This is a genomic window from Amycolatopsis sp. NPDC050768 (genome assembly GCF_040654155.1).
In the GTDB taxonomy this organism is placed as follows: Bacteria; Actinomycetota; Actinomycetes; order Mycobacteriales; family Pseudonocardiaceae; genus Amycolatopsis.
The window spans coordinates 190,338-204,594 of sequence record NZ_JBFAHL010000010.1; the positions used below are offsets into that span (position 1 = coordinate 190,338).

Genomic DNA, 14,257 nt, shown 5'->3' on the forward strand with positions numbered 1-14,257 from the left:
CGAACGGCACGGGCGCCGGAAGGTGCGGACGGGAACCCTCCGGCGCCCGTCCGGTCACCGCGGGGTGACGGTGATCGACTGGCCCGGGCGCAGCCGGATCTGCTGCTTCCAGGTACCGGCGCGCAGTTCGGTCTCGGTGCCGCCGACGCTGCGCACGACCGCCTTCGTGACCTTGCCCCGCCGCCATTCGAGGTCGACCTCGAACCCGCCGCGGGCGCCGATGCCGGTCACCTGCCCGGACTCCGCCCAGGCCGACGGCAGCGCGGGCAGGAGCTCGATCACACCCGAGCGCGAGTACAGCAGCATTTCCAGTACCGCGGCCGGCCCGCCGAGGTTCGCGTCGATCTGGAAGATCGTGTAGCTGCCCTGGCTGTACATGTCGAAGAAGTTGGCTGCCGTGCCGTTGCCGTTGTTGAACGAGGGCCGCAGCACCGTGAGGAAGAGCTGGTACGCGCGGTCGGCGTCCTTGAGCCGGGCCCAGCACGCGGAGCGCCACGCGCAGCCCCAGCCGAAGGTGTCCATCCCGCGGGCGATCAGCAGGTTGCGCACCCCGTCGATCAGTTCCTTCGGCGCGGTGTCGGTGTTGATGCGGTCGCCGGGGAAGAACCCGATGAGCGGCGAGAGATGCCGGTGGGTGGTCTCCCCCAGGTTCTCCGGCGAGAGCCACTCCTGCAGCCAGCCGGTGACCGGACTGACGGTCGGCAGGTGCAGCCGGTCGCGCATCCCCGTGATCGTCTTGCCGTAGTCGCCGTCGCGCCCGAGGATCTGCGTCGCCTGCGTGAAGTGCCCGAACAGGTCGTGGACGAGTTCCTGGGAGTAGGTGTTGCCCTGCGCGTCCGGCCCTTGCTCTGGCGACCAGTCGGTGTCGCTGACCAGGTAGTCCTTGCCGTCGATGTTCTTCGTGACCAGGCGCGCCTCCCAGAACTCCGTCGCGCCCTTGAGCACCGGGTAGACCTTCTCGAGGTAGGCCTTGTCCTGGGTGAACTCGTAGTGGTCCCACAAGTTGTTGGACAGCCACGCGTTGCCCGCCGGGTGCCACACCCAGCCGGAGCCGCCGTAGATGTTGGTGGAGAACGCGATCGCCCAGCCGGCGATCTTGCCGGTGCTGTTGCGGAACCGGTTGCGCGGGTCGTTGAACAGCCGCTTCGTCGTGTCGGTCCACGAGGGCAGCTGCGCGAGGCAGTAGTCCGCCAGGGCGGTGAAGCACTCCTTCAGGCCCGCGCGGTCGGCGAGCCAGTAGTTCATCTCCAGGTTGATGTCGGTGTGGTAGTCGCTGTACCAGTCGGGCGAGTTGTTGTTGAGCCACAGGCCCTGGAGGCTGATCGGGAGACCGCTGCGGGAGCCGGTGATCGTCAGGTACCGGCCGAACTGCACGTAGCTCGCCTCGAGCTCCGGGTCCGGCGTGCCCGGGTCGGTGTAGCGCACCGCGATGCGCGACCACGAGTCGAGGGTGCGCCGGTTGGCCGGCGACTGCCCGAGGTCGACCTTCATGCGGTCGAACAGCTCGCGGTAGTCCTGCACGTGGGTCGCGAGCAGCGCGGTGCCGGACGCGGCGGCCGCGGCCTTCACCTTGCCGACGGCCACGGAAGCCGGGTCCGCCCCGGCGTCGAGGTACTGCCGCGCAGCGTCGGGCACGTAGTTCGTGCCGCCGCAGACCACGATCACCACTTCGCTGCAGCCGGTGAAGGTCACCTCCGTGCCCGAGACGGCAACGCGCCCGCCCTTCGACGCGGCCGTGACGGCGCTGCTGTACTTCAGGCCGTTCGCGAACGTGCCGCCGAGCGAGACGGCGCCGCCGCCCGTCGTCGGCTTCTCGTCGCGAGTGCCTTCCAGCGTCACCGAACCGGTGTAGGAACCACCGCCCTGCTGCGTCAGCCGGATCACCACGACGTCGTCGGGGTAGCTCGCGTAGACCTCACGCCGGTAGGTCGCGCCACGCAGGCCGTAGGTCGCCGTGACGAGGCCGTTGCTGAGGTCGAGGGTTCGCCGGTAGCCGCTGACGCCCGTGTGGGCGGGCAACTTCAGCCGCACCTTGGCCAGGAGACCGAAGCTGCCGAAGTCGTCCTTGCCGTAGGGCAGCTGGCCGTCGTCCTGCACCGTGTCGTTGAGCCCGCCGGTCCAGAGCGACGAGTCGGTGAAGTACACGTAGTCGGCCGCGGGGTCACCGCCGACGAGGCCACCGATCCGACCATTGCCGATCGGCAGCGCCTGCTCGATCACGTGCGACTCGACGGCCGGCGCCGGGTACCAGAGCGTGGTCGCGGCGTTGTCCGAGACGAGGTCGGCGACCGGCGGTCGCGCGGGCGACGCTTGCGCTGTGAACGGGTGAAACCCGCTCAAGGCGAAGCCCGCGCCGACGGCGCCACCGAGCTTGAGAAAGGTCCGACGGGAGGGTGGGGAGGAGAGGTCCGACATGACAGGTCCGTTCGTCGTCGAAGGCGGAATCCGGCCGTGAGCGAGGCCTGAAGCTCGCCAAAGATAGGATGTCTGCCCGAACCTGGTCAAGATTCTTCGGAATTATTTCCCGCCAACGACGGAGACGGATCGGTTTCCGGCGGAGCCGGATCAAACCCCTCGGAGGACTCGGGTGGCGGTGCCTCCGCCGGCGGGGACCGCCACCCGAGCGCGCTCAGCAGGTGCTGGGCGCGGGCTTGCCCGCCAGCCGGTCGGCGAGGTAGGCCAGCGCGCCGGGCGCGCCCTGCACCGCCACCGTCACGTGGTCGCCGATCGGGATCCGGCGGTACTGCACCGCGGCGCCCTGCGCGCAGTACGTGCGCACGAGCTTGTCCACCGGCGGCGAGAACGCCAGCTCGTCGAACACGCCCTGGTAGACGTAGACCGGCGAGCCGGGCTTGAAGCGCCCCATGGTGTTCTCGGCGATCACGCGCTTCACCGCGGGCACCTCGAGCAGTTGCGGCACGGTCGTGTAGTCGCGCATCCGCCGGAATGCCTGTCCGACCGTGAACTGGGCGATGCACTGGTCGCCGACCTCGGTGAACGCCTGCTTGCCACGCGCGTTGAGCAGCGTGTCCGTGTCGATCTCCGGGTACGCGCGGGCCAGCCCGACGGCGGCGCCCACGTAGATGCCCGCGAACGGGCCGCCGTCGATGTGGCGGGCGATGTAGTCGAGGTCCGCCGGCACGCCGCCGGCGGCGACCCCGGCGAACTTCAGCTCCGGCGCGTACCGCGGCTGCAGCTCGTTGGCCCACTCACTGGCGAGCGCGCCGCCCGAGTAGCCGATCAGGCCCGTCGGCGTGCTCGGGCCGGCGAGCCCGGCGGGCGGGAACGACTGCGCGGCGCGAATCCCGTCCAGCACACCATGGGCGGCGTTGGCGGCGGCCGCCCACTCGGAGTCCGGACCTTCATAGTCGGCGGTCACCACGGTGTAGCCGGCCGCGACCAGCGGCAGCATCAGCGCCAGCTCCTCGGCCGGCAGCGCGGTGCCCGTGGTGAGGACGTATGAAGGCGCGCAGTCGGTGGTCAGCCCGTCCTGCGCGGTCTGGTACGACACGAGCTTGCGCGCGCCGGCCGCCGGCGGGTTCACCGGCTGCATGATCGTGGCGACGTCTGCGATGGCGGCACCGTCGGTGTCGGTCGAGCGGTACTTCACCTGCCACGCGCGCACCGGCGCGGGCAGGGTCAGCGCCCGGATGGTGACCGGGCGCGAGTCGAGCACGGTGCCCGGCGCGACTTCCGGGAACGGCGAGGGCTGGGCCTAGAACGGGTCGCTCGCGGGATTTCCGGTCGACGGCGCGGCGGTGGCGGACGGCGTGGCGGCCGTGAAGACCGTCGCGGCCATCGCGGTGACGACGGCGAGGGCGGAGAGCTTTCGGCGGATGTCGACGCTGACAGTGGGCACGGGACCTCCAACTCAATACCGAGCGGTATCGGCTCAGAGGCTTACCAGATGACCTGGATCACAGTCAACGAAAAACGTCCAGGTGAGGGAGCTGTAGTCTCCGGCTCATGGCCCCTTCGCGGACCCCGCGCCGTCGCCCGAGCCGCGCCGAGACCCGGCGCAAGATCATCGACGCCGCGAGCGAGGTGTTCGCCCGGCAAGGCATCGCGGCCACGTCGCTCAACGACATCGCCGCGGCGGCCGGGCTCACCAAGGGCGCGGTCTACTCGAACTTCGAGGGCCGCGACGACCTCGTGCTCACCATCATGGAAGAGCACATCGTGGAGCGCATGCGTTCGGCCACCACGGCGTTCGACGAGCTGAGCGACCTCGGCGCGGCCACCGCGGAGGCGGGCGCGCGGCTGGCCGCGGGCGTCGACACGGACGCGACGTGGCACCGGCTTCTGCTGGAGTATTGGGGAATCGCGATGCGCAACCCGGCCGTCCACAAAGGACTCTCATTGCGCCGGGCGCAGCTGCGCGACGCCATCACCGCGGCCATCACGCGGGCCGCGGCCCAGCACGGCGTCGAGCTGCCGCTGCCGCCGGAACAGCTCGCGGTGGTGGTGCTGGCGCTGTCCAACGGGCTCGCGGTGGAGCGCGGCGTCGAAGCGTCCGCGGTGCCGGACTCGCTCTTCGCCGACGTGCTGAAGCTGCTGGTCTCGCCGCACGCGGTCAGTGGTACCGCAGAGCCACCGGATTCTCCTGCTCCGCCAGGTACTGCCGGAAGGTGATCACCCCGTCGGCGTGACCGGGCGCGAGGTTGCCGCCGTCGGCGTAGGCACGGAACAACGCGCCGGGCAGCCGCACCGGCAGCACGCGTTTGGTCCGGCCGCTCGCGGCGAGCACCGCCTTCGCCAGGTCCGCCGCCGCCAGCACCTCCGGTCCGCTGAAGTCCGGCGCCCGGCCCGCGGGCTCCGCCTTGGCCAGCTCGGCCAAGCGCACCGCGAGGTCGCGCACGTCCACGGGCTGGAACCGCCAGCGCGGCACCGGGACCACCGGCAGCCGGGCCGCGCCCGCGAGCACGGCGCGCACGAGCGCGTGGAACTGCGTCGCACGCTGGATCGTGTGCGGCAGCCCGGAACTCGCGAGCACGTGCTCGGCGGCGAGCTTCGCCGCGTAGTAGCCGAGCGGCACGCGGTCGACGCCGACGATGGACACGTACACGACGTGCGGCGGGTTGCCCGTCCAACGCGAGGCCTCGACGAGCGTGCGCATCGTGGCGACCTCGCGCCGGTAATCGGTGGCGCAGTGCAGAACGATGTCGCAGCCCGCCAGCGCGGTGTCGATCCCGCGCCCGGAGCGCAGATCCCCGACGACCCATTCGGCGCCGCCTCCACCGCGGCGCCGGCGGCTCAGCGCGCGCACCTGCTCCCCCGCCTTCACCAGGCGTTCGACGACCACCCTGCCGAGCTGACCGGTCCCGCCGGTCACCAGGATCCGTTCCGGCACGCCGCCCCTTCCCGGCACCACCGCCCGGCCGGACGGCTTCCGCGGCCATCCTGGCACGCGCCCGCCCGGCCCGGAAGCCGTGTGCTTCAGCGGAAGATCAGCGCACCGCGCCCACGCGGACCGCGTGCAGGCCTTTCGACGCGATCGGCTCGCCGCAATGCGCGCACACGCTCTTCACGTGCAGCTGTTCACCGCAGTCGTGCTCGTACACCGTCGGCGGCGGGCCCTGGCGGATGAATCGGTCGCCCCACTGCATCAGGCCGAGCAGCACCGGCTGGAGCGCCTTCGCGGACTCCGTGGGCAGGTACTCGAAGCGCGGCGGGTGGTCCTCGTACTGGCGCTTCTCGAGCACGCCGGCGTCGACCAGCTTGCGCAGCCGCGCCGCCAGGATGTCGCGGCTGGCCCCGGTGTTCTCGGCGATCTGGTTGAACCGCCGCTCGCCCAGCAGGACCTCCCGGAGCGCGAGCAGGCTCCACCGCTCGCCGACCACCTCGAGCGCGTCCGCGATCGAGCACTCCCGGCCTCGCGTTGCCATCCGTCCCACCTCCGTTACACCCCAGCAGGAATTTCCAACCTAGCACGTCACCACCAGGGTGTGAGGTGGCCGACAACCCTCGCCGAGTGAGTTGTGTTATCCAACCCATAACGCGTACAACGGGATCAAGCGGCTATGCAAGGAGGCAGGTCATGAGGGACGCGGTCATCGTCGACGCGGTGCGGACACCGATCGGCAAGGGCAAGCCCACGGGGCAGCTGGCGGGGGTCCACCCGGTCGATCTGCACGCACACGCCATCCGGTCGCTGGTCGAACGCACCGGCATCGACCCCGCGCTGATCGACGACGTGATCAGCGGCGCGGTCGGGCAGATCGGCGAGCAGAGCATGAACACCGCGCGCTGGGCCGCGCTCGCCGCGGGGCTGCCGGAGTCGGTGCCCGCCGTGACCGTCGACCGCCAGTGCGGCAGCAGCCAGCAGGCCATCCACTTCGCCGCGCAGGGTGTGTTGAGCGGCGCCTACGACATCGCCATCGCCTCCGGCATCGAGTCCATGGGCCGCGTGCCGATGGGCAGCCAGATGGCCGGCAAGGACCCGTTCGGCGCCGGTGTCGCCGCCCGTTACCCCGAGGGCCTCGTGCCACAGGGCATCAGCGCGGAGCTCATCGCCGCCAAGTGGGGCTTCTCGCGCGAGCAGCTCGACGCGTACTCCGCCGAGAGCCACCGCCACGCGGCCCAGGCCTGGGCCGACGGCAAGTTCGCCGGCGAGGTCGCCGCGCTCAAGGCGCCGGGCCCCAACGGCACGCTCGTCGACGTGACCACCGACGAGTCGGTGCGCCCGGGCACCACGTCCGAGGTCCTCGCGGGCCTCAAGCCGGCGTTCAAGGCCGACCTCTGGTCGGAGCGCTTCCCGCAGATCGACTGGCGCGTGACGGCGGGCAACTCCTCGCCGATCAACGACGGCGCCTCCGCGGTGCTCATCACCAGCACCGACACGGCGAAGAAGCTCGGCCTCAAGCCGAGGGCGCGCCTGCACTCGTTCTCGGTGGTCGGCGACGACCCGCTCTACATGCTCACCGGCGTGATCCCCGCGACCCGCAAGGTGCTCGACCGCGCAGGGTTGAAGCTGTCTGACATCGACGCGTTCGAGGTCAACGAAGCCTTCGCCAGCGTCGTGCTGGCGTGGCAGGCGGAGCTCGGTGCGGACCTGAACAAGGTCAACGTCAACGGCGGCGCCATCTCGATCGGCCACCCCCTCGGCGCGAGCGGCGGGCGCCTCATGACGACGCTGCTGTCCGTACTGGAGCAGACCGGCGGCCGCTACGGCCTGCAAACCATGTGCGAAGCCGGCGGCCTCGCCAACGCGACCATCATCGAACGGCTGTAACTCTGCCCCGACTCCGTCGGGGCGTGCGAGATCGCCTTTGAGCCGGCTTCCCGATTGTGCGGTCGGATCGGCCGGGGGCCGATCGCACCACACAATCGGGAAGCCGGCGCGATCTCGCGGGTGCAACGGCCGCTAGGTTGCCGGGATGGGGTGGAACCTGGGCGAGCTCATCACGAAGTACGACGTACCGGGCGCGCAGGTGGCTGTGCTGGCCGACGGGAAGATCCGGGACGAGGCCGCGGGTGTGCTGAGCCTGCGCACGGGAGTCGAGACCACGTCCGACTCGGTGTTCAAGATCGGCTCGATCACCAAGATCTGGACCGCCACCCTGGTCCGGCAACTGGTGAGCGAGGGCGTGCTGGATCTCGACCGTCCCGTTCGCGAGTACGTGCCCGGTTTCCGGCTGAGCGACGCGGCCGCCACCGCATCGCTGACCGCCCGCCACCTGCTCACCCACACCGGCGGCCTCGACGGCAACCACTACGTCGACACCGGTCGCAACGACGACGCGATCGAGAAGTTCGTCGCCGCCCTCGCCGACGCGGACCAGCTCCTTCCACCAGGCACGCTCTTCTCCTACTCCAACAGCGGGTACGCGCTGCTCGGCAGGCTCGTGGAGGTGGTGCGCGGCAAGCGTTTCCACGACGTGCTGCGCGAACACCTCGTGGCACCGCTGGGGCTGCGGACCGTCGCCACCGACCCGTACGAGGCGATCCTGCACCGCGCCGCGGTCGGCCACGTCGAGGCCGGCGGAGAGCTCGTGCCCACCACGTCGTGGGCGGCCCGCTACCACTGCGTGCCCAGCGGCTCGCACCTCGCGATGAGTGCGCGCGACCTGCTGGAGTTCGTCCGCCTGCACCTCACCGACGAGACGCTCGCGGCACTGCGCGAACCCCAGCTCGAGTCCGTCCCGGACTTCGGCGGCGGCATCCTCGGCTGGGGGCTCGGCTGGATGCTCTACCAGGACCGCGTGCTCGGCCACACCGGCGTCTCCAAAGGACAAAAGGCGTTCCTGCGCGTCGTCCCCTCGGCCGGCGTCGCGGTGGCGGTGCTGACCAACAGCGCGGGCGGTGAACCGCTGGCGCACGAAATCTTCAGCACGGTGCTCGGGGAGCTCGCCGGCGTCGGGACGGCACCGCTCCCCGTGCCGCCCGCGAACCCCACTCCGATCGACGCGGACCGCATGTGCGGCACCTACCGCACCACGCTGTACGACATCGCCCTCGCCGTCGAGAACGACCGCGCGTTTCTCACCTACCACCCTCGAAGCGAGCTCGCCGCGTCCCTCCTCGGCAAGCGCGAGAGCCGCGTCGAGGTCGTCCGCCTCGGCGACAGCACGATCATCACGCTCGAGCCGAAGTTCGACGGCCACCAGGTCCTGTCCCTGGTCGGCTCGGACGAGCACGGCCGAGCCCGCTTCCTGCACAACGGAGCCGCCGCCTCCCGGATCGCCTGATCATCAAGAGTCATCGGCTTCCAGGCCGTCGCGGTCGGCCCATTCCAGCAGGGGCTCCAGGGAGAACACCGCGTCGTCGATACCCGCGTGTAGGTCGCCCAGCTCCGCGAAGCGCGCGGGCACTGTGGCGATGGTGCACTCGCGCGGCTCGACGTCGTCGACCTCGTCCCAGCGGATGGGCGTCGACACGGTGCCCTCCGGCACGCCGCGCACGGAGTACGCGCTGGCGATCGTGTGGTCACGCGCGTTCTGGTTGTAGTCCACGAAAAGCTTCTTCGGATCGCGGTCCTTGCGCCACCACGTGGTCGTGACCTCGTCGGGCGCGCGCCGCTCCACCTCGCGCGCGAAGGCCAGCGCCGCGCGGCGCACGTCGGCGAAGCCCCAGCGGGGTTCGATGCGCACGTAGACGTGCAGCCCGCTCCCGCCGGAGGTTTTCGGCCAGCCGACGGCGCCGAGCTCGTCCAGCACCTCATGGACGACGTGCGCGACGCTGCGGACCGTGTCGAAGGGACAGTCGGGCATCGGGTCGAGGTCGATCCGCCACTCGTCGGGCTTTTCCGTGTCCGCGCGACGCGAGTTCCACGGGTGGAACTCCACAGTGGACATCTGCACCGCCCACGCGACGTGCGCCGCCTCCGTCACGCACAGCTCGTCGGCGTAGCGGCCGTAGCGCGGGAAGTGCACCCGCACGGTCTCCAGCCACGGCGGCGCACCGTTCGGCACACGCTTCTGGTGCACCTTCTCCCCCGCGACGCCCGAAGGGAACCGGTGCAGCATGCACGGGCGCTCCCGCAGGGCGCGCACGATGCCCTCGCCCACCGACAGGTAGTAGTTCACCAGGTCCAGCTTTGTCTCGCCCCGGGCCGGGAAGTACACCCGGTCCGGGTTGGAGATGCGCACCATGCGGTCCCCGACCGCGACCTCCACCGCCGAGTCTTTCGCCATGCCGTGACGGTAACCGCTGCGGGGCGCGGGCGCGATCAGATCCGCACGAGCCGCACCCAGCCGTCGCCCGTCGCCGGTGAGGACAGGTGCCACGTGTCCGGCCCGGAGATCGGCGCCCAGCTCCAGTCGAGGCGGTAGTCCACCGGCCGGGGCCGGCGAGCGGTGTCGAGCCAGTGGTAGTCCATCCGCAGCAGGAATCCACCCACCGGTCCCGCCTGCGCGATGCGCTGCGCCACCAACGGGACGACGCGGCCCTGGTCGGCGAACGTGTCGACCATCGCGCATTCGCAGAAGTACGCGAGGGTGCCGATCTCGGGCGGGGCCGCCACCGTCGCGTCGCCGACCCGCGCGCCGATTTCCCGGCCGACGCGGGCGTAGTCCGCCGCCGTGGCCCAGTTGCCGAAGATCGGCGGCGCCGTCCAGGGCACCCCGCGCTGCACGTCGAGGTATCCGGCCGGCAGCACCGCGAGCGCCAACGCCAGGCTCGCCACGCCCACCCGGAACGCGCCGCCGCGGGCCAGCCAACCGGCTGCGACCACGAACACCACGGTGAGCGCGACGATCGGCGCCACGTAGTACCACTGGTAGGGCGGCACGCCGAGCAGCGAGTACGCGCCGTAGTACGCCAACCCTCCCGCACCCAGCACGCCCACCGGCCCGAACCGCGCGGCCTGTTCCCGGCGCACCGCGAGCCACCCCAGCCAGCCGAGCAGCGCCACCAGCCCGGCGGCAGCCGGGGCGAACGCCACCAGCGTCGCCTTCCAGCGCTTCGGGTCGAGGTAGTACTCCGGCCCGTTGCCGTAGGTGTACTCGCCGAACGCGCCCTGCGTCGTCTTGATCAGGAAGGTGTCCGGGATCGCCGAGCCGAGCGCGAACCAGCTGAAGACGAACCACGGCAGGCACACCGCGAGCGCCACGCCCACTACGGGCAGCAGCCGGCGCCGCAGCGCGCCGACCCCCAGCGCGAACAGCACCACGAAGACCACCAGATCCAGCCGCACCAGCACCGCGAGCCCGGCCACCACGCCGAACCCGATCGCCCGGCCCTCCAGCGCGTACGCCGTGAGCAGGACCAGCACCGCCGAAATCAGGTGCACCTCCAGCCCCGTCGCCGACAGAACGAACGGGTTGACCAGGATCGCCGCCGTCCCCGCCACAGCCGTGAAAAACGGCAGCCGCAGCGCCCGGGTGATGCGCGCGAACCCCCAGCCCACGGTTGTCATCTCCGCCACGAACACGAGTCCCGCGCCGGCCACCGGGTGGACCTGGCCGCCCGCGACCCGCGTGAGCGTGCCGCCGAGCGCGAGCAGCAGGACGTTCAACGGCGAGGTCGCCGAGTTCGCCGTCTCGGCCTCGACCAGGCCCCAGTGGAAGTGCTCAGCGAGGTTGCGCGCGTACCCGAGCGTGATGAACGAGTCGTCGATCAGGCTTCCCTTGACGCCGAGGAACACCACGGCCGAGACCGCGGCCACCGTGGCCGGCCACAGCACCGCCCGGCCACGGCCGCGTCTCGCGGGCTCCCCCGGCTCGGCCGGGAGACGCCCAGGGGCCACGGCCCGGCCCACGTCAGGTCCCGTCGCCGCGCACGAGGTAGAGCACCTGCTCGCCGGCCCACGGCGACGCGATCCGCCACTGCGCCAGCACGTTTGCCGGCGCGGTCGCGCCGACCGAGGTCGGGACCAGCGCGTACTCGGGCTTCACGGCCACCGCGCCGTAGTCGAAGTAGTGGAAGTTGAGGTCGACGAGCTTGCGGCCGAACGAGCCCATGGTCGCCTCGCGCTGCGCGATCGCCGGGCCGACCGCGCCGCGGTCGTCGAACAGGTCCACGATCGAGCAGCCGCAGCTGTATGCGAGCACCCCGATCTCCCCGCCGCTGCGCACCGTGCCGGTACCGACGAGCCGGCCCAGCTCCGGCCCGATTCGCTCGTACTCGGCGGTGGTGGTGTGGTTGGACATGATCGGCGCGAACGGCCGTGGCAGCCCGCCCCACGCGTAGAACGCCGCGCTCACGACCACGAGCCCGACCGCCGCCAGCACCGCGGGCGCCCCGGCCGTCCAGCGGGCCACCGCCGGTGCGCGCCCGGCCACGGCGGCGACTGCTGCGGCGAAGAAGAGCGTGGTCACGGCGATGCTCGGCGCGTAGTACCAGTGATAAGGCGGTACGTGTAGCCGCGAGTACGCCATGTAGTGCACGACCCCGGCCGGCACCAGCGCCACGAACGGCAGCAGTGTCCTCGCCGCGGGGCCGCGCCGCACCAGCGTGAGGAGCCAGACGGCGAAAGCGACCACGCCCAGCGCCGCCGGGAGGAACGAAAGCCACGTCGCCCCAGGGAAAACGCTCTCGTACAGCGCCGGGCCGTTCGAGAACCCGTAGGCGCCCCAGGACTTCTGCAGCGTTTTGATGATCAGCGTGTCCGGCACCGCGGACCCGAGCACGAACCAGCTGAACACGAACCACGGCAGCGCGACGACCACCGCCGTCAGCAGCGACTTGCCGAGCCCGGCCCAGAACCGCACCCGCAGGAGGACCACCACGATCGCGATCAGCACCAGGTCCACCCGGATGAGCACGAGCACGCCCGTGGCCACGCCGACGAGCACCGGCCGCCGCTCGGCCGAGAACACCAGCAGGCACACCACCGCCGCCACGCCGAACTCGACCTCGAGCCCGATCGACGAGATCAGCAGCGGGTTCACGGTGAGCAGCGCGACCGCCAGCGGCGAGAACCACTGCGGCAGGCCCGCCCGGTCACCCAGGCGGGCCAGGCCGACGGCGATCACGACCTGGCACAGCACGTACAGGATCGCCGCGGCCACCACGGCGTCGCGCACCACCAGCGTCAGCCCGGCCAGCACCAGCACGCTCAAGGGCGAGGTCGCCGTGTTCGACGTGCCCAGCTCGATCAGGCCCCAGTGCCCGTGGAAAGCGAGGTTGCGGGCATAAGACAGCGTGATGAAGGTGTCGTCGATCAGGTGGTTGCGGAACAACGCGAACGCGCCGGCCGAGAGCACGGCGACCACGAGCGCGAGCACGCCGTGGCGGCGCGGTGCCGGTCCGGCGTCCTCGACGTCGCCGGGTGCGGTGGTGCTGGTCGATGCCACGCGGACTCCTCGTCGGGAGGGGTCGGGCAGGGTCTCAGCGCGCGGGCTCCAGCGTGAAGTGCCCGATGCCCTTGGCGGCCGAGTACACCGTCCACGAGTCGGGTCCCGAAGCCGGGCCCTTGCCGTAAAGAAGCCGGTAGTCTACCTGGCGCGGCGGCTGATTCCGGTCGAACCAGTGGTAGTTGATGCGCAGGCCGAGCCGCGAGACGGCCCCGTCCTCCGCGATCCGCTTGCGCACGATCGACGCGACCTGGCTGCGGTCGGAGAACACGTCGAGGATCTGGCAGTCGCAGTAGTACGCGAGCGTGCCGATCTCCCCCGGCCCCGCCACCGACGCGCCGTTGAGCCGCTGCCCGAGCTCGCGGCCCACCCGCGCGTAGTCGGTCGAGCTCGCCCAGTTGCCGAAGATGACCGGCGAGGGCCACGGCACGCCCTGCGCGAGGTCGATCGACACCATGCCGAGCGCGGTCACCCAGGCCAGACCCAGCGCCGTGAGCGGCGCGGCTTTGCGCAGCCCCGGCCGACGGCCGGACTCAGCCAGCCAGATGCCGGTCATGAGCACGGCGAACGACCCGATCGTGGCCGTCGGCGTCACGTAGTACCAGTGGTACGGGCCGACGCCGAGCGTCGAGTACACGATGTAGTAGACGACACCGCCCATGCCGAGCCCGACGACCGGCGCCAGAGCCGGGAAGTCCTCCCAGCGACGCGCGAAGCGCAGCCCGAGCCAGGCCAGCAGGATCACGGCACCCGCGACCGCCGCGGCGAACGTGAAGATCACCGTCACCGGCTGGTACAGGAAGTACATCACCGGGCCGCTGAAGTAGCCCCAGGCGCCGAAGAGGCCTTCCTGGTCCTGCTTGATGACCAGGGTGTCGGGGATGAACGAGCCGAGCGCGAACCAGCTGAACAGGAACCACGGCGCGGCGACCAGCACGGCCGTGCCGAACGCGCGCCAGAAATGCTGTCGGATGGCGCGCGTGCCGAACGTGATGATGAGGACGAACACGACCAGGTCGAGGCGGGTGAGCACCGTCAGCGCCGCGAACACCCCGAACAGGACCGGCCGGCCCTCGACGGCGAACACCGTGAGCCACAGGAGGATCGCCGGCACCAGCAGGACCTCGAGGCCCGTGGCCGAAAGGAGGAACGGGTTCACGACCACGATCACCACGCCGAGCAGGCCGACCCACGTCGCCAGCCCGAACGAGCGCGCCAGGCGCTGCCACGCCCAGCCGATGGCGGCGGACGAGAGCACGGTGAGCGCGCCGAGCGCGACCACCGGGTGAGCCGCACCGCTGACCCGCGTGACGAGCGTGAGCAGCCCGAGCAGCAGCACGTCGAGCGGCGAGGTCGCCGAGTTCGCCGTGATGCCCGGCACCAGCGCCCATTCGCCGTGGAGCGCGAGGTTCTTCGCGTAGGCGAGGGTGATGTACCCGTCGTCGGTCAGGCTCCCGCGCACGAGGAGGAACGACAACAGGCCCAGGAGAGCCGCGGCCCAGGGCAGCCAACGGAAGCGCACG

The 14,257-nt window shown here is 71.2% G+C and carries 12 protein-coding genes; 3 read left to right on the plus strand and 9 right to left on the minus strand.

The genetic code is table 11. The features are described from left to right. Positions 1–54 precede the first annotated feature (54 nt). From AB0H62_RS28520 to AB0H62_RS28530, 3 genes are all read right to left on the minus strand, one after another. On the minus strand, positions 55–2,415 hold the full coding sequence (locus AB0H62_RS28520; protein WP_360589290.1) for a glycoside hydrolase N-terminal domain-containing protein: 2,361 nt from the start codon (positions 2,413–2,415) through the stop codon (positions 55–57). Positions 2,416–2,629: 214 nt separating this feature from the next. Next, positions 2,630–3,676 (minus strand): lipase family protein, encoded by a 1,047-nt coding sequence (locus AB0H62_RS28525; protein ID WP_360589292.1) that lies wholly within the window; start codon positions 3,674–3,676, stop codon positions 2,630–2,632. A gap of 39 nt (positions 3,677–3,715) precedes the next feature. Further along, positions 3,716–3,859 (minus strand): hypothetical protein, encoded by a 144-nt coding sequence (locus AB0H62_RS28530; protein ID WP_360589294.1) that lies wholly within the window; start codon positions 3,857–3,859, stop codon positions 3,716–3,718. Between the two features lie 107 nt (positions 3,860–3,966). Between AB0H62_RS28530 and AB0H62_RS28535 the strand changes: the two genes are divergently transcribed. Next, the gene (locus AB0H62_RS28535; protein ID WP_220240626.1) at positions 3,967–4,632 is read left to right on the plus strand and encodes a TetR/AcrR family transcriptional regulator; all 666 of its coding nucleotides are present in this window, start codon (positions 3,967–3,969) and stop codon (positions 4,630–4,632) included. On the opposite strand, the gene AB0H62_RS28540 is transcribed toward AB0H62_RS28535, so the two are convergent. Together AB0H62_RS28540 and AB0H62_RS28545 are read right to left on the minus strand one after the other, a co-directional pair. Then, a complete protein-coding gene (locus tag AB0H62_RS28540) occupies positions 4,574–5,350 on the minus strand; it encodes an NAD(P)H-binding protein (protein WP_360589297.1) in 777 nt (258 codons plus the stop codon). The two genes, AB0H62_RS28535 and AB0H62_RS28540, sit on opposite strands and share 59 nt — an antisense overlap. A 97-nt stretch (positions 5,351–5,447) precedes the next feature. After that, positions 5,448–5,885, minus strand: coding sequence for a helix-turn-helix domain-containing protein (locus AB0H62_RS28545; RefSeq protein WP_220240624.1), 438 nt, complete (start codon positions 5,883–5,885; stop codon positions 5,448–5,450). 152 nt (positions 5,886–6,037) lie between these two features. Between AB0H62_RS28545 and AB0H62_RS28550 the strand changes: the two genes are divergently transcribed. Together AB0H62_RS28550 and AB0H62_RS28555 are read left to right on the plus strand one after the other, a co-directional pair. Next, complete coding sequence (locus tag AB0H62_RS28550; RefSeq protein ID WP_360589299.1) at positions 6,038–7,231, plus strand: thiolase family protein; 1,194 nt, start codon at positions 6,038–6,040, stop codon at positions 7,229–7,231. Positions 7,232–7,376: 145 nt separating this feature from the next. Then, a complete protein-coding gene (locus AB0H62_RS28555) occupies positions 7,377–8,687 on the plus strand; it encodes a serine hydrolase domain-containing protein (protein WP_360589301.1) in 1,311 nt (436 codons plus the stop codon). Between the two features lie 3 nt (positions 8,688–8,690). Here the strand turns inward: AB0H62_RS28555 and ligD are convergent, their stop codons facing one another. From ligD to AB0H62_RS28575, 4 genes are read right to left on the minus strand one after another with little or no spacing between them, the layout of a single operon-like run. After that, positions 8,691–9,632, minus strand: coding sequence for a non-homologous end-joining DNA ligase (gene ligD, locus AB0H62_RS28560; protein WP_220240621.1), 942 nt, complete (start codon positions 9,630–9,632; stop codon positions 8,691–8,693). Between the two features lie 35 nt (positions 9,633–9,667). After that, a complete protein-coding gene (locus tag AB0H62_RS28565; protein WP_360589303.1) occupies positions 9,668–11,185 on the minus strand; it encodes a hypothetical protein in 1,518 nt (505 codons plus the stop codon). Positions 11,186–11,198: 13 nt separating this feature from the next. Beyond that, entirely contained in the window at positions 11,199–12,734 is a 1,536-nt protein-coding gene (locus AB0H62_RS28570) for a hypothetical protein (RefSeq protein WP_360589305.1), read from the minus strand. Positions 12,735–12,768: 34 nt separating this feature from the next. Further along, the gene (locus AB0H62_RS28575) at positions 12,769–14,256 is read right to left on the minus strand and encodes a hypothetical protein (protein WP_360589307.1); all 1,488 of its coding nucleotides are present in this window, start codon (positions 14,254–14,256) and stop codon (positions 12,769–12,771) included. Position 14,257: the final 1 nt, after the last annotated feature.